Consider the following 15,915-nt stretch of genomic DNA (forward strand, 5'->3'; position numbering starts at 1 on the left):
CTCTCTTCCCTTTTTTTTTCCGGACCCCCCCCCCTGGGGGGGGGGGGGGCCTCTCGGCGCAAGAACCCCCCTCCGCCCCCGGACGCCGTGACCGGGGTCTGAGCGCCTCCTCGCCGGAGGACGCTGCCGGTAGCGATCCGGTTCGACTCCCGGCCGACAGGTGCGCATCCCCGGCCCGGCAGCGGCCCCGGGCCACCTCGGGACAGTGCGATCGTGAAGGATGGACACGCACGAAGAATTGGTCGCAGAGGCAACCCACCGGCAGGTTCCGTCCGCATCCGGCGGCCCCGCGATCCCACGAAACGGTGCCACGATCGTCGCCCCCGCTGCAGCCGGGCACGATGGCACTCTCCCTCGGCACTCGGCCGACATCGGTAACGCAGAGGTGACAAATACGCGATACATCGACAACAGTCCCACTAGAATATTGCAACTGACATTGAAATTTTGCTTCGCGGCCTCGATTGGCGCAGCAATGCTCAACTGAGGAGAACCTAGTCATGACTCAGTCAGACGCGCCGGAACGGCTGAACCTACGCAAGATCCGCGTGGCCGGCGTCCAGGCCGAACCCGCGTTCCTCGACCTCGACAAGTCGACCGCCAAGGCGATCGATCTCATCGAACGAGCAGGCGCTGAGGGCGCAGATCTGATCGGGTTCCCGGAGACCTTCATCCCGAGCTACCCGAACTGGTACGAAACGCTCGGCGAAAGCCCCAAGTCCCGCAATTTCGACCGGGAACTGTTCAAGAACTCGGTGGAGATTCCCGGCGAGCACATCAGCGCCGTCGCCTCCGCCTGCGCACGAGCACGCGTGAATGCCGTGGTCGGTGTCAACGAGCGCCGCAACGGTGCGACCGGAACGATGTGGAACACCAACGTCCACATCAACCGGGAAGGCGTCATCGTCAGCAAGCACCAGAAGTACGTACCGACGACCGGCGAGCGCCAGGTGCACGCGCCCGGCAACACCGGATACCTGAACTCGTTCAAGACCGACTTCGGAACCGTGTCCGCGCTGATCTGCGGGGAGAATTCCAACCCCCTCGGGTTGTATGCGGCGGCATTGAGCTACCCGGTCGTCCACGTGTCATCCTGGCCGGCCTACTTCTACCCGTACTTCCCGATGCACCACGCCATCCAAACGGCGAGTGCCGGACTTGCCTACTCGCTCAAGACCTTTGTGGTGGCCTCGGTGGCCCGCATCCCGGAGAACTACATCGATGCCGTGGCCGAGACCGACGAACAGCGAGAGTTCTTGATCCAGGAGCGCGCCCTGAAGAAGGGCGCCCTCGTCATCGACCCGACCGGCAAGGTCGTCGCCGACGGCTCCGGATCCGATGACGAACTCCTCATCGTCGACATCGACCTCGAGGACGTGGTCATCCCCAAGATGGTGGCGGACTTCGCCGGACACTACAACCGGCCCGAACTCTTCGCCCCGCTGTTCGAGCGCCGGGGTCACGACGCCCCCGAGCAATGACATGGCCCGCACATACGGCCTGGCACTCGCCGCGGTCGTAGCGGCGAACTTCTTCTGGGCCGGAAATTACGAATTCGGCGGCGCCGCGGCGACCTCGATGCCGATCCTGAGCCTGATGTTCATGAAGTGGGGTGTCGCGGTCGTCCCGCTGATCCTCATCACCCACTTCGTCGAACGACCTCAATGGCGGGAAGTGTTGCGCCACTGGAAGTTCCTTCTCGTGCTCAGCATGCTCGGGATCGTCGGCTACGGCTTCATGCTCTACGAATCCCTGATGACCACCTCCGGCTACGAAGCCTCGGTCATCAACGCCTTCAACCCGGTGCTGATCGCGTTGGCGGCGGCGGTGCTCCTGCGTGAACGCATCACACGGCTGTCGTACGGCGGGATCGTCCTGGCCCTGCTGGGGGTGCTGTACGCCCTCTACGACGGGCACCTGAGCCTGATGTTCACCGAGGGATTCAGCCACGGCGCGCTGTGGATGTTCGGTGTGGTCATCGCCTGGACCTCGTACACGCTCATCATCCGGCGGACTCCCGATATCCCGCCGCTGACCGCGACAACCATCCAGGTCGCCTTCGCGGTCATCGTCATGACCCCATTCGTCATCGCCACCGGTGGGATCACGCTTCCGAACACGTCCGCGGGCGCGTGGTCGCTGGCCTACATCGCCATCTTTCCGTCGATCGTCGCGTACATCCTGTACAATTTCGGATCCAAGGAACTCCCACCGGTGCAGGTCGGGGTGCTCTTGAACCTGATGACGCTGTTCGTCGCGATCATCGCCACCGTGATGGGAACCCCTCCCGGCAGCGCAGGAGTGGTCGGCGGCATCCTGGTCATCGCCGGCGTCGCGATGGTGACCGCTCAGAAGAACAAACCGAACTCCGGTGCCGCGTCGGCGCACCGCAAGAAGGACAGCACCACACCGGTCGAAGCCGAGCCCGGGTAGCGACGGGCTTTCGAGAGGGTTGGTGGCCGGGCGTCGTCGGTGACGTCCGGCCACCAACCCATTTTGCTGTGCCGCGCCCCGACACCGGAGCGATGCGTCGGCCCGGCGACGAAGAGTGCACCACCCCCCCGGAACAGCGCCTTAGGGCTGATTCGGGGGGTGGTGCACGTTCACCCCTTCGCGGCACTCACCGGAACACGCAGGTTCACGGTTTGTCGGAACGCATGAACTGGTACCAGCGCAGGAGGGAATCGGTGGAACTGTCCAGGTCCTCCGGATCCGATCGGCCGCTGACCGCGCTGTGGAGTTCGAGGGCCTGGGTCTTACCGAGTTCGACGCCCCATTGGTCGAAGGAGTTGATCCGCGACAACGCCCCTTCGACGAACACCTGATGCTCGTACAGTGCGATCAATTGTCCCAGGATGTTGGGTGTGAGCTTCGGGGCCAGGATGGTGGTCGACGGCCGGTTCCCGGGCATCGTCTTGTGCGCTATCAGGTCCCGGGACACGGCATCTGCTCTGAGTTCCTCGGCAGTGCGTCCGAATGCGAGCACCCGGCGTTGGGCGAGAAGGTTGCTGATCAGCACGTCGTGCATGCTGCCGTCGCCGTCAGCCGTGAGCAGGTCCGCGGCTGGTTCGGCGAACCCGATGAAGTCGACCGGGACCAGATGGGTGCCCTGGTGCAGGAGTTGGTAGAAGGCGTGTTGCCCGTTGGTCCCCGGTTCCCCCCACCAAATTGCGCTGGACACGGTGTCGACGGGGGCACCGTCGTCCTGCACCGATTTCCCGTTGGACTCCATCGCCAGCTGCTGCAGGTACGCAGGTAGACGACCCAGATCGTTCGCGTAGGGCAGGACGGCGCGGGTCGCGGCGTCGAAGAAGTTCGAATACCAGAAACCGAGTAGTCCCAGGACCACCGGTGCATTGACGTCCAGTGGTGCCGTGGCAAAGTGCTGGTCGATGGTGTGCATGCCGGCCAGGAAGTCATCGAACGCCTCCCGGCCGATCGCGGCCATCACCGGCAATCCGATCGCGGAGCCGAGCGAGTAGCGGCCACCGACCCAGTCCCAGAACTCGAACATGTTCGCCGGGTCGATCCCGAACTCGGCTACCTTCTCCGTGTTGGTCGATACCGCGACGAAATGCCGCGATACCGCATCCTCACCGAGCTGGGCCGTGACCCACGATCGTGCGGCGGCGGCGTTGGTGAGCGTCTCGATGGTGGTGAAGGTCTTCGACGCGACGATGAACAGGGTTTTTGCTGGGTCGAGACCGTGCAGGACACTGAGCAGATCCGCCGGGTCGACGTTGGAGACGAACCGCACCTGCAGCTCGGGGTGGATATAGGGGCGCAACGCCTGACAGGCCATTCGCGGACCGAGGTCGGAGCCGCCGATGCCGATATTGACCACCGTGGTGATGCGTTCCCCGGTGGCCCCGCGCCACCGACCACTGCGCACAGCATCAGTGAAGTCGCCCATCCGGTCGAGTACGCGATGTACCTCCGGGACCACGTCGATCCCGTCGACCACGAGGGAAGAATCGCGGGGGAGGCGCAGAGCCGTATGCAGGACGGCGCGGTCCTCGGTGGTGTTGATGTGTTCCCCTGTCAGCATTCTGTCGCGGCTGTCCTCGAGGTCGGCGGCGGACGCGAGCCGGGTCAACAGCCGGAGGGCATGCCGGTCGATGCGGTTCAGGCTGTAGTCGATGAACAGATCACCGGCGGTAACGGTCAGATCCCGGCCGCGTTCTGGGTCGAGGGCAAACATCTGCCGCAGGTGCCTGCCGGCCACATCGATGTAGTGGGTTCGAGCATTGAGCCAGTCGGTGCAGGTAGTCGTCCCGGGTTCGATGGATGTCGTCATGGCTCAGCCGATCCCGACCGGCTCGGCGTGGCGGACCGCGTGCCCCCCGAATTGCTGACGCAGGGCGGAGACCGCCTTCATCGCCGGGGAATCGTCCTGGCGGGAGGCGAACCGGGCGAACAGGGCGGCGGAGATGACCGGGGCGGGGACGGCGTGGGCGATTGCTTCCTCGACCGTCCAGCGGCCTTCTCCGGAGTCCTCGGTGTAGCCGGAGATCGCGGCCAGGTCCGGGTCGTCGGAGAGGGCCTGCACCAGAAGGTCGAGCAGCCAGGAGCGGACCACGGTGCCCTGTGTCCAGGCCCGCAGCACCGCCTGGACATCGGTGATCGAATCTTCGGCGGCGAGCAGTTCGTAGCCTTCGGCGTAGGCCTGCATGAGTCCGTACTCGATGCCGTTGTGCACCATCTTCGCGTAGTGTCCGGCGCCGACGCCGCCGGCGTGCACGAACGAGTCCGCCCGCTCACCCTCGGGGCGCAGCGCGTCGAAAATCGGCATCAGCCGGGCGATATCGCCCTCGTGGCCGCCGGCCATGAGCGCATAGCCGTTCTGACGTCCCCAGACGCCGCCGGACACGCCACAGTCGACGTAGGAAATATCGTGTTCGGCGAGCCGGGCGGCATGGATCTTGTCGTCAGTGAACCGGGAGTTGCCCCCCTCGACGACGAGGTCACCGGGGTCGAGGAGACGGGAGAGTTGCTCGATCACCCTCCGGGTCGGGTCGCCGGCCGGGACCATCACCCACACGACGCACGGTGTGGGCAGTGCTTCGACCAGTTCTTCGAGGCTGTCGGTGTCACTGACGTCGGGATTCGGGTCGTAACCGATGACATCGTGTCCCTTCTCGCGCAGACGTTCGCGCATGTTCGATCCCATTCGGCCGAGTCCGACCAGTCCCAGTTTCATCGTCTGCTTCACTTTCGACGTCGATCTTCTTGTGGGTCTATGTCTACTGCGCGGCGCCGGGTAGTTCACCTGACCGGTTGGTGAGCGGGCACTAGCCGCTCGGCCAAGTGCATTCTCGTTCAATATCTTTGAGACTGATACTCGACGCAATGTCGAAAGACGCCTGTGGCGAAGCCAAGTTTGGAGTGCAGTAAAAGTGACCGTGTCTGATGTGCAGGAGAGGTCCCCGCTGGCCGGTGCGTTCGGCCGAGTCGGCGGCGAGGTGCTCGTGGGAGAAGCGGGCTTGGTCGCCGAGCCCGCATCGCTGGTCATCTTCGGGATCACCGGCGACCTGTCTCGAAAGAAACTGGTGCCGGCAATCTACGATCTCGCCAACACCGGCCAGTTGCCGCCGGACTTCGACCTGGTGGGTTTCGCCAGGGACGGTTCGAACCTCGAGGACAGGCTGCGGGAGTCGGTGATCGCCCATGCCCGCACACCATTCGATCCTCTCGTGTGGAAGTCGCTGATGACACGCCTGCACGTGGTGGAGGGGTCTTTCGCGGAGACCACCGCGTTCGAGCGGTTGGCGGCGGTGCTCGCCGATCTCGACTGCCGCAGCGGGAAGCCCGGAAACTACGTCTTCTACTTGTCGGTGCCCCCGTCGGTCTTCGCCACGGTGTGCGATCAGATCGCCGCGACCGGTCTGAACCGGCCGGTGCGGGGATGGCGGCGCGTGGTGGTGGAGAAACCGTTCGGCAACGACCTGCCCAGCTCACGGGCGCTCGGGGCTGCCCTCGAGCAAGTCTTCTCACCGGACTCGATTTACCGCATCGACCACTACCTGGGCAAGGAGACGGTGCAGAACATCCTCGCGATGCGTTTCGCGAACGGGATGTTCGAGCCGTTGTGGAACAACCGGCACATCGACCACGTGCAGATCACCATGGCCGAGAACGTCGGGGTGACCGGGCGAGCCGGGTACTACGACGGTGTCGGCGCCGCCCGCGACGTCATTCAGAACCACCTGCTGCAACTGCTGGCGTTGATCGCGATGGAAGAACCCGTCACCTTCGACGCCGAGGGCATCGCCGCCGAGAAGGTGAAGATTCTCTCCGCCACCGAACTTCTCGGCCCCCTCGAGCACACCTCCGCGCGCGGTCAGTACGGGCCCGGGGTCGACGGCGGACTTCCGGTGCCCGGTCTGACCGACGAGATCGGATTTCCGCCCGACTCGACCACCGAGACCTTCGCCGCCCTGACCGTCGGGATCACCACTCGCCGGTGGGCGGGGGTGCCGTTCTACATCCGTACCGGAAAACGGTTGGCACGCAGGACTACCGAGATCGCAGTCACGTTCACACCCCCGTCCCATGGATCAGCCGCCGCCCGCGTCGCCGGATTCTCCAATGTCCTGGTCTTCCGGGTACAACCCGATGACGGCATCGAACTGCACATCGGCGCCAAGCGTCCGGGCGGCGGCATGAACATTCAGCCGGTCAGCCTCGGGATGGACTTCCGGTCGGTGTTCGACCACCCGGCACCGGAGGCCTACGAGCGGCTGATCTGCGACGTGCTCCGCGGGGACGCCACCCTGTTTCCCCGACAAGATGAAGTCGAGTGCTCCTGGCGGATCATCGATCCACTGCTCGAGCACTGGGCCGAGCACGGACGCCCCGACGTCTACGTGGCCGGCTCGGCCGGGCCGGCCTCCGCCGACCGGGTTCTGGCCCAGGCCGGAAGGGCGTGGCGTTCACTCTGATGTGGTGGGGTTCGGACAGGATCCGAACCCCACCACCGATGCACTTCCTCCCCCCGACGACGGAAGGCCCTGAACACTTTCGTGTTCAGGGCCTTCCGTTCTGGTGTGGCTACTTGGTGAGGGCATCCTTGAGAGCCTTCGCCGCGGCGGCCGGGTCGGCGGCGCTGTAGATGGCGCCACCGGCGACCGCAACGTCGGCGCCCGCGTCGCGGACGGCCTTGATGGTGTCGACCTTGACGCCGCCGGCGATCGAGAACGGCACGCCGGCGATCTTGCCGTCGTCGAGGAGGTTCTGGATCGAGTAGCCGGGCTGTGCCTGCTCGTCGAGTCCGGCGTGGATCTCGACGAACGCGACACCGAGCTTGGCGATCTCGCGGGCGCGCTCGACACGGTTGTCGACACCGATCAGGTCGGCGACGACCTTCTTGCCGTGCTTCTGGCCGGCCTCGACGGCACCCTTGATGGTGGCGTCACCGGCGGCACCGAGGACGGTGACCAGGTCGGCGCCGGCTTCGAACGCGAGGTCGGCCTCGAGGAAGCCGGCGTCGGCGGTCTTGAGGTCGGCGAAGACCTCCTTGTCGGGGTGCGCCGCCTTGATCGCGCTGATGGCGCTGAGGCCGGCGCTCTTGATCAGCGGGGTACCGAGCTCGATGATGTCGACGTACGGGGCGACCTTGTTGGTCAGGGCCAGCGCGTCGGCGGTGGTGAGAAGGTCGACTGCTACCTGCAGCTTCGTCATGTGTTTCTCCTGGTTGTTCTAACTTCGGGGGATTGGGGGCGCGGGAGGTTCAGCCGATGTTGGCGTGCCGTTCCCACAGCCGCTCGGCGGTCTGATCGACGCTGTGCCACAGCGCCTGGAACAGCGCGTCGAAGGCGAGGAGGACGGACTGCTCGAACAGGCTGCCCGCATACTGCGCGGTGATGGCGGCGCTGTGGTCCTGCTTGTCGGCGGCGGGCAGGAGCAGGACCTCGTCGGCGCACCGGGCGAGCGGCGAGTCCGGGGCGGTGGTGACAGCCAGTACGGACGCGCCGACCTTCTTCGCGGTGTCGGCGGCACCGACCACCGAGGCAGTGGTGCCTGACCCGGACACGGCGATCAGCACATCCCCGGCGCCGACGGCAGGGGCGGTGACCTCACCGGCCACATGGACGCGCAGACCGAGGTGCATCAACCGCATCGCGGCCATCTGCACGGCCAGGCCGCTGCGTCCGTTGCCAATCACGAACACCGCCCGAGCAGAGGTGATCAACGCGCCGGCACGGTCCCACTGTTCGCCGGCAACGGAATTGAGCAGTCGCGCGTTCTCGTCGAGCACGATGCGGCGCCCGTCATTGAACCGTGTGCGAGTCTGCTCGACGGTGACGGTCATGATCCTCCTCGGTGATAGCCGTTCTGGGTGTGAGGACAAGGCTGCCGCTCCGACCGTTCGCGGTCACCTCCTCGGCCGGATAGTGCGCGCTGTCCGATCGGCCAGTGCAGGCAAGTCGGTGATGTTGCCCGAGAAACGAAGTCGGAACCGCTATCGGTGGGAGCCGGCAATCGTGGTGGGTGTCCGCCGTACCCGGTCGGCGGGGTAGAGGCACCTGCGCCGGCCTCATGCCCGACCCTGTCCCCGGCGTCAGGGCGAGGGAAGCTGTGCGCCAGAGCATCTGCGTCGAGGCCGACCGGAGTTGCGTTACCTGACAAGCACAGTCGACTGCTCCGGATCGGTGAACAGTTCGGCACCGCTCGACGGGGGAGGGACCGAACCTTCCGGGCGCCGGGCGAAGACCTCCCGGGCCCCGGAACGGGCGGATCTGCGAGCGGTGACCGCGGGCGGTGGGGCCTGCGAACTGGCGGTCGGAGCGTAGAAAGCCCGGGACGGTGGGTTGTTTGCCGTCCTCAGCGGCGCCTCCCGCCTACCTCCCGCCTACCTCGCGGGTGCACTCGAGACGTAGTACTTTCACCCTCGGTGCATAATTACTGGATCCACCATCGGCCCACCCGGGCGTCACGAGGAGCGGAGAGGCGCATGGCCACCGATACACGGTCGACCTTTGATGACGGGATCGTCAAGCCCGCCGCGGCAGACGACTCGCTCGACGAGGTGCTCCTCAGCGTGGGTCAGCGGGTCCGTCATTACCGCAGGCTCCACAACCTGACCCTCCATGATCTCGCCGCGGCCACCGGTCTGAGTGCGTCGATGATCTCCACCGTCGAACGTGGGCAGACGGGAGTCAGCGTCGCGACAATTCATGCGATTGCGCAGGCTCTCGATATCAGCATCACCGCGTTGTTCCGAGCCGCCGGTCCCGGGGATCCCGTCGTGAGACACGAAGACCAGAGACGTGACCTGACCAGTGGCGGTGCCAGTCGAACCCTGGCCATTACCGATCCGGATATGCGGCTCGAATTCTATGTGTACGACTTCGAGCCAGGAACGGCGAGCGCGGGTGCCGCGACAACGCACCCGGGCGTCGAGTACGGCATCAATCTCTCGGGCACCATCTCGGTGGAGATCGATGGAGCGGAGTACCCGCTCGCGCCGGGCGACGCGGTTCAGTATTCGACCCAGTCGCGCCATCTGATGAAGAACACCGGAGACACTCCGGCGAAAGCGGTCTGGCTGAACATTTCACGCCTTTGACCTGGTGTGACTCCTGCCCTCCAGTCCGCCGTGGCGGGACGCCGCCACCCGATCCGGCCGCGCTGCGGCGGGACGCTGTCGGCGTCGGTCCTACGGGCAGTGATCATTCATATGCCGCCGCGCGGGCCGCGGCGGGCGGGGTCCACGCGCCACGCCGTGACGACACCCTGAACGGTGGCGGTCGAGGCGTCACTGCCTCCTCGGCCGGCGCCGGAGAACCGGTCCGGAACCGAACTCTGTGATCAGGCCCGCGACCTGCGGGAATTCTGGTGCAGACGTGCGCGCAGTACACGGTGCACCGCCGCCCGCAGCCGCGGCCAGCCGCGACGGCGCGGCACGTATGTGCTCGGTGATCGGGGCGTGGAATCTCGCCGACATCCGCGTGAGGTCGCGCCCGCCGCATCGACTCGGGCGGCCCGGATCCTCGCGCGGTCCGGCGGTCCCCGAACTGTCCCGCCAACTGTCTCGGAGAAGGTCAATTCGGCGTGCACTGCTGCATGTTTCAGCGACTCCGCGGCCGCGCGCTCGAGCGAGGCCTGCGTCCTACCTCCCTCACCGGCTAGCGGAAATTAGCCGTTCGACCGGGTTCCTTTTCAGTGACATTGGAATTATTATTCTGGGATGGTAATCGTCGAGGGTCAAACGTCCTCCCAGGCCGAAGCTTGGAAGGAAATGAGGGCGGTGATGTCCGGGCCACTCCCGGAGGTCGCCCTCCGTCTCTCCCGGTGTCTGTCGCGATTGTCTCCGCACCAGGCTCTGGTGATCTTCACGCTCGAATGCGCGGGTCGCCCAAGGAAAGTCGCCGGAGATCCCGACATCGTCGGACGGGTGACGATCGAGGAACTCGAAGAGATCAAGAACTCGATCGTCATCGGCGGAGTCCGCGAGGCCACCGCCCGGTTCGGCGGCGACACTCGCCGAATTCTCGCGGTGCGGGACCAGGTCGACATGCTGCTGGTCCTGGTTCCGAAGTCCCCCCAATCCGACCGGTCACCGCACGACGAGATCGCCGCGACCTTCGGGATCGTCGCAGAGTCCATTCGGCAACAGGTGGTACAGGCGAGCCCGGACTATCTCGCCGAGTCCCGTGCAGCGTCGAGCGAACGAGCACGCACGATCGCGGAATTGACCGAACTGCACGAGGCGACGTTGTCATCGATCCTGGGAACCCTGCGGTCCAACGACCTCGACGACCGTCGCTCCCGCATCATCGCCAGCGAGACCGCCGTCGCCGCCCTGCTGGCACTGCAGTCCGTCGGGCCCACGAACCAGGCGCTGTCCGAGGAAGCGGTGACGACAGCGTTCGCGCGACTGAAGGGCGAACTGCGCCCGCTGTTGCGGCACCGCGACGTCGAGGTCGACTACGTCGAACCTCCAGCAGATGGGCGACCGCTTCCCGGGGAGATCGCGCACGCGGCACGGGCAATGGTGCGATCGGTCGTGCTCGCATTCGGGGCGCAACCGGTGCTGACCCGCCTGCGAATCGCATGGCATTGCGATGGCGAGAACGTGTTGATCGAGGTACGCGACGCGGGCCCGGGCACCATCGATCGCAACGCGATCACCCGGCAACTGTCCGGGCGGCTGCACACCCTCGGTGGGCGGGTCGACATCGAGTCCATCGTCTCCTGGGGGAGCCGGGTCTTTCTGTCCATCCCGCTCGACCCGCCCGCCGCCCGCCCCGACGAGCACCTCCTGTCCGCCCTGAATCCGCGCGAACGTGAGGTTCTCGCGCACCTGGCAGGGGGAAAACGGAACCGGGCCATCGCCGACGACCTCGGGATCAGCGAAAGCACGGTCAAGTTCCACGTCGCGAGTCTGCTCAAGAAACTGGACGTCACCAATCGCAGCGAGGCGGGCGCAATCGGAGTAAGAGCCGGAATCGCCCACTACAACACAAATTTCGCATCAGTCAGGAGTCAACGATGAGGGAAAACATGCACCACGCACTGGCCGGGAAGCAAGAATACCGGCTCACCGAGAAAGACGCGTTCGAGTTGGCGAAGGAAGAAGACCAACTGCTGAGGTTCGCCGCGCGATGGGCGCCGTACGGTGGCCCGCCCGCCGGGGAAGTTCTCATCACCTTCGGAATGACACTGCCACGCTACGAATTCCGCGTCTGTGAGGCTCTCGCGCGCCGTCGAAACCGGACACATCCCGATTATCGGACGCTGGCGATGCGCTCGCGATGGCCCGCCATCGTGCGGACGGAGATCAGGCACAACGTCCCCGCTCAGGACCACGGAGCCCGCAGTGCCTGACATCCGCACGGTTCTCGGTCTCTCAGCAGACGCGGCGGGTCGACGAGGCGCGCAGGCACCGGCGAGAACGACACTGGTGCAGCACGTCCGCGGAATCGCACGTCAGGCCGCGGCCGCCTACGCCCACGTCAATGTCGAGTACTGGGCCGAGGTCTCGGCGCCGCCGCCGCACCAGACCCGCCCGCTGCCGCAGCCCGCGTCCTAGCGGCGCGGGCTGCCCGCCGGGCGGGGTGCCGCCGGCAGCAGAAACGCGCCCAGAGCGGGGTTGTGATCCGCCACTGCACACCACCAGGGAACTTCGGTGGCACTCACCCGAGATCCGTGGGCGAGTGAGGGGTGGTGTGCCCGGTCGAGCGATGCCTGATGGGTTGGTCGGTGTCCGGCCACCGACGTGCAGCATGCCTGGCAGTACGCGTGAACGGTGGTATCCCGGTTCACCGGGTACTAAGCTATTCGTGCTGCCTGACGAGGTGATCGTATGTGCGAGTGTCTTCGATTCCTGCCTGCCAGGATCGGCGCGGATCGCCTCACCGCCACGCCCACCCGTGGGGTCGGACGGGGCAGTCGAGTCGGGGCTTGAGGCCGGTCATGGACGAGTCCGATCAGGCCGGAACCGAACGGGACATCATCGGAGGCATCGCGGCGGAGTTGGAGGCCGAAGGTTTCGAGCACGCCGAGGTCGTGGGGTACGGCGGATTCGGTACGGTCTATCGGCTCGACCAGCCTGAACTCCGGCGCACCGTGGCGATCAAGGTCCTCCAATCGGGCATCGGGCGGGACAGCCGGGCCCGATTCCTGCGCGAACAGCAAGCAATGGGGGCGTTATCGGAACACCCGAATATCGTGGCGATCCTCCAGGCCGGCATCACCAACGGCGGCCACCCCTACTTGGTCATGCCGTTCTACGAGCGAGGCTCGTTGGACGCGCGGATCCGCCGAAATGGTCCGATCGGATGGAAGGCAACGCTCCGGATGGGAATCCGAATCGCAGGCGCACTGGAGACAGCGCACCGAGCATCCATCCTGCACCGTGACGTCAAGCCCTCGAACATCCTGTTGACCGACTACGGGGAGCCGGCGCTCACCGACTTCGGGATCGCGCGGATCGAGGGCGGCTTCGAAACCTCCGCAAGCATCATTACCGGGACACCTGCCTACACCTCACCGGAAATCCTCGAGGGGCAAAGCCCCACCGCCGCATCCGATGTCTACGCACTGGGTGCGACGCTGTACAGCACGCTCACCGGACACGCTGCCTTCGAACGCCGATCCGGGGAACAGGCCGTCGCCCAACTTCTCAGAATCATGCAGGGACCCGTGCCCAGCCTCCGGGGGAGCGACATTCCCGACGATCTCTGCAGCGCAATCGAACGCGCGGTCGCTCGCAATCCGGCAGATCGCCCGCAAACCGCCTTCGAGCTCGGGGAGGAACTCCGCCTCGTCCAGCGCCGACACTCGCTCCCGGCCACGGTGATGGCATTGCCCGCCCCGCGTGAAGACGACGACCGCAAGATCGACGACATTCTCTCCGACGAGGAACACCCGGCGCCCCACCAAGGCATGCGAGGACCATCGGGTCCGATATCGATGCCCCTCGGACCCGTGACCAAATACCGACCACCCAAGACGCTCCGCCGTCTGGTCGAACGCCAGCGGCTCATCGATCTTCTGAACACCGGAGGGGACCGCCGGTTGGTCGTGATCCATGGCCCCGCCGGCTTCGGGAAGAGCACGTTGGCGCTGCAATGGAGCAACCACCTGACCGCACAGGGCACCCCCGTTGCCTGGCTGGTGGTCGATCGCGACGACAACAACGTGGTCTGGTTCCTCGCCCACGTCATCGAGGCCATCAGACAGGTACGGCCGGCCCTCGCCGAAGAATCGGTACGCGCACTGGAGGAACACGCCGACGACGCCGAGCGATTCGTCATGACCTCGCTGATCGACGAAGTCCATGCCGGTGGTGAACGACTGGCACTGGTGATCGACGACTGGCACAAGGTAACCGACACCGCGGCCATCACGGCACTGGAATACCTCATCGACAACGGGTGCCACCACCTGCAGCTGATCGTGACCAGCAGAAGCCGATCCGGACTCCCCCTCAGCCGGACACGAGTCCACGACGAACTCGTCGAAATCGACCCCGGTGCACTCAGATTCGACTTCGACGAGTCGCAGAACCTGCTGTCCGGACTGGGAGGACTGGCGGTATCGGCCGCCGACATCGCGCAGATCGTCCGCTCCACGGACGGCTGGCCCGCGGCACTTCAACTCGCGATGTTGTCGTTGCGCGGCCGCGACGATGTCACCGCATTCATCGGCGCCATGACGGGACGGCACCGCGCGATCGGCGACTACCTCGCCGAGAACGTCCTCGATTCGCTCGAGCCCACCCTGCTCGAATTCCTCCTGTCGATCTGTGTCACCGACCGGATCTGCGCAGACCTGGCCAAGTTCCTCACCCAGGGCAAATACGGTGGAACACTGCTCGAGCACGTGGAACGAAGCGACCTGTTTCTGTACCGGACGGACGACGACGGGGACTGGTACCGCTTCAGCAGCGTCTTCACCGAGTTCCTGCGCGCTCGACTCGAACGCGACCAACCCGAACGGAAGATCGAGCTTCATCGTCTCGCCTTTCGCTGGTTCGCCGACCACCGCCTGCTGCGCGAAGCGGTCGACCACGCCCTGGCAGCGGGCGAGAACGAGCAGGCGGTCACGCTCGTCGAAAACTATGGGCTGAACTTGGTCACCCGAGGTCAGATGGCCTCACTGCTCGGACTCGTCGAGAAACTTCCCCCGTCGGAGGTCGGCAGGCGTCCTCGACTGCAAATCGTGATCGCCCAAGCAAATCTCTCCCTGCACCGCTCGGCAGCAGCCAGATCGGCACTGGACCGCGCCTACAGTCTCCTCACCCGAACACCGGATCCGGCGCTGTCGGTGCTGGCTGATGTGGTGCAGGGCGTCCTCGACGTCACGATGGATCGCATCGACAATGTCGACACGCTCGTGTCGCGCTGTCTGGACGACCCTGACGCACACAGCGCCTGGCTGGTCTCACTGGCCGCGAACATCAAGTCCTTCGTGAGGACCTGCCGGTTCGAGTTCGCTGCCGCACGGGATCTGCAGGATTGGGCGATCGACTACCACCTCCGCGCCGAAGGCACATTCACCCAGGTCTACGGGTACTGCTACGCCGGCCTGGCCGCCACCGAACAACTCGACGTCGACGCCGCCGAACGAAGCTTCGTGAAGGCCTTGGGAACCGCCCGCGAGTCGATGGGACCGCACTCGCACGCAGCGAGAATGGCCAGCTCACTGCTCGGGGAGTTGCGGTACGAGCAGAACCGGATCGAGGAGGCGGAACGACTCCTCGACGAAAGCCACGCAATGGGATCGGAGATCGGGCAGGTGGATTTCATGATCGCCATCTACGCCACCGGAGCTCGCCTCAAGGCCGTCACCGTAGGAGTCGGCGCGGCGGCCACACTCTTGGACGAGGGCGCCAAGATCGCCCACACCATGAACCTCCCACGCCTGGCCGCCCGCATCGATGACGAACGGGCCCGATACCGCCTCTCCGGCTCCGGCGGCACCGATCGGATACCGGCCTCGATACCCGCCGCTGCCCAGTCCCTGCACGGCGTAGGAATCGAGACGATCACGGCACAGACGGTCGAAGCCATCGCGATACGGCAGCTGCTGCGCACACACGATCAGGCCCACCTCGATGCCGCCTGCGGTCGAGCCCACGCGCTCGTTGAGGTCATCGACACGCACGACAGACCGCGGGCGTCACTGCAAGCGCGTCTGCTGCTCTCGGCGTGCCTGATCCAGAGCGGCCGGCACGGCGAGGCGGAAGAGATCCTCGTCCCGGCCGCGGAAAGATGCGCCTCGCTGGGACTGGTCCGACTACTGGCCGACGCCGGCCCCCAGGTCGCGTCCGCCATCGCCCGGCTGCTCGACGCCGACCAGCTGACGGGTCTTCGCGAACACCGCCCCCTGTTCCAGCCGATTCCCGACTGACCGTGCCGGGGCAGCTCGGCCATCCGAGCTCCGCGCCAGGGTCGTCTAGAACGCCGG

General features: G+C 65.8%; 12 protein-coding genes. 8 read left to right on the forward strand and 4 right to left on the reverse strand.

Annotation, left to right across the window (positions count from 1 at the left end):
* Nucleotides 1–500: 500 nt before the first annotated feature.
* Both ACFU5V_RS24230 and ACFU5V_RS24235 read left to right on the forward strand, forming a co-directional pair.
* The gene (locus tag ACFU5V_RS24230) at nt 501–1,481 is read left to right on the forward strand and encodes a nitrilase-related carbon-nitrogen hydrolase (protein ID WP_378702560.1); all 981 of its coding nucleotides are present in this window, start codon (nt 501–503) and stop codon (nt 1,479–1,481) included.
* Between the two features lies 1 nt (nt 1,482).
* Complete coding sequence (locus ACFU5V_RS24235; protein ID WP_378702562.1) at nt 1,483–2,433, forward strand: DMT family transporter; 951 nt, start codon at nt 1,483–1,485, stop codon at nt 2,431–2,433.
* Between the two features lie 205 nt (nt 2,434–2,638).
* Here the strand turns inward: ACFU5V_RS24235 and pgi are convergent, their stop codons facing one another.
* On the reverse strand, nt 2,639–4,297 hold the full coding sequence (gene pgi, locus ACFU5V_RS24240) for a glucose-6-phosphate isomerase (protein ID WP_378702564.1): 1,659 nt from the start codon (nt 4,295–4,297) through the stop codon (nt 2,639–2,641).
* A 3-nt stretch (nt 4,298–4,300) separates the two neighbouring features.
* A complete protein-coding gene (gnd, locus tag ACFU5V_RS24245) occupies nt 4,301–5,200 on the reverse strand; it encodes a phosphogluconate dehydrogenase (NAD(+)-dependent, decarboxylating) (protein WP_378702566.1) in 900 nt (299 codons plus the stop codon).
* 229 nt (nt 5,201–5,429) lie between these two features.
* On the opposite strand from gnd, the gene zwf reads away from it, so the two are divergent.
* Entirely contained in the window at nt 5,430–6,941 is a 1,512-nt protein-coding gene (gene zwf, locus ACFU5V_RS24250; RefSeq protein WP_378702704.1) for a glucose-6-phosphate dehydrogenase, read from the forward strand.
* Nucleotides 6,942–7,050: 109 nt separating this feature from the next.
* Here the strand turns inward: zwf and hxlA are convergent, their stop codons facing one another.
* Together hxlA and hxlB are read right to left on the reverse strand one after the other, a co-directional pair.
* A complete protein-coding gene (gene hxlA, locus ACFU5V_RS24255; RefSeq protein ID WP_378702568.1) occupies nt 7,051–7,680 on the reverse strand; it encodes a 3-hexulose-6-phosphate synthase in 630 nt (209 codons plus the stop codon).
* Nucleotides 7,681–7,729: 49 nt separating this feature from the next.
* Entirely contained in the window at nt 7,730–8,311 is a 582-nt protein-coding gene (gene hxlB, locus ACFU5V_RS24260; RefSeq protein WP_378702570.1) for a 6-phospho-3-hexuloisomerase, read from the reverse strand.
* Between the two features lie 642 nt (nt 8,312–8,953).
* Here hxlB and ACFU5V_RS24265 point away from each other — a divergent pair.
* The 5 genes from ACFU5V_RS24265 (at nt 8,954) to ACFU5V_RS24285 (ending at nt 15,858) form a co-directional block, all read left to right on the forward strand.
* Nucleotides 8,954–9,568 carry a helix-turn-helix domain-containing protein gene (locus ACFU5V_RS24265; protein WP_378702572.1) on the forward strand — a complete coding sequence of 205 codons (615 nt, stop codon included), beginning with the start codon at nt 8,954–8,956 and terminating at the stop codon, nt 9,566–9,568.
* Between the two features lie 672 nt (nt 9,569–10,240).
* Nucleotides 10,241–11,497 (forward strand): LuxR C-terminal-related transcriptional regulator, encoded by a 1,257-nt coding sequence (locus tag ACFU5V_RS24270; RefSeq protein WP_378702706.1) that lies wholly within the window; start codon nt 10,241–10,243, stop codon nt 11,495–11,497.
* Nucleotides 11,494–11,829 (forward strand): hypothetical protein, encoded by a 336-nt coding sequence (locus ACFU5V_RS24275; protein WP_378702575.1) that lies wholly within the window; start codon nt 11,494–11,496, stop codon nt 11,827–11,829. Before ACFU5V_RS24270 ends, ACFU5V_RS24275 begins: the two co-directional genes overlap by 4 nt.
* Nucleotides 11,822–12,034, forward strand: coding sequence for a hypothetical protein (locus ACFU5V_RS24280; RefSeq protein WP_378702576.1), 213 nt, complete (start codon nt 11,822–11,824; stop codon nt 12,032–12,034). Before ACFU5V_RS24275 ends, ACFU5V_RS24280 begins: the two co-directional genes overlap by 8 nt.
* 383 nt (nt 12,035–12,417) lie before the next feature.
* Nucleotides 12,418–15,858, forward strand: a complete 3,441-nt coding sequence (locus ACFU5V_RS24285; RefSeq protein ID WP_378702577.1) for a protein kinase — start codon at nt 12,418–12,420, stop codon at nt 15,856–15,858.
* Nucleotides 15,859–15,915 lie beyond the last annotated feature (57 nt).

Origin of the sequence: Rhodococcus sp. NPDC057529 (assembly GCF_042802055.1) — a bacterium.
In the GTDB taxonomy this organism is placed as follows: domain Bacteria; phylum Actinomycetota; class Actinomycetes; order Mycobacteriales; family Mycobacteriaceae; genus Rhodococcus_F.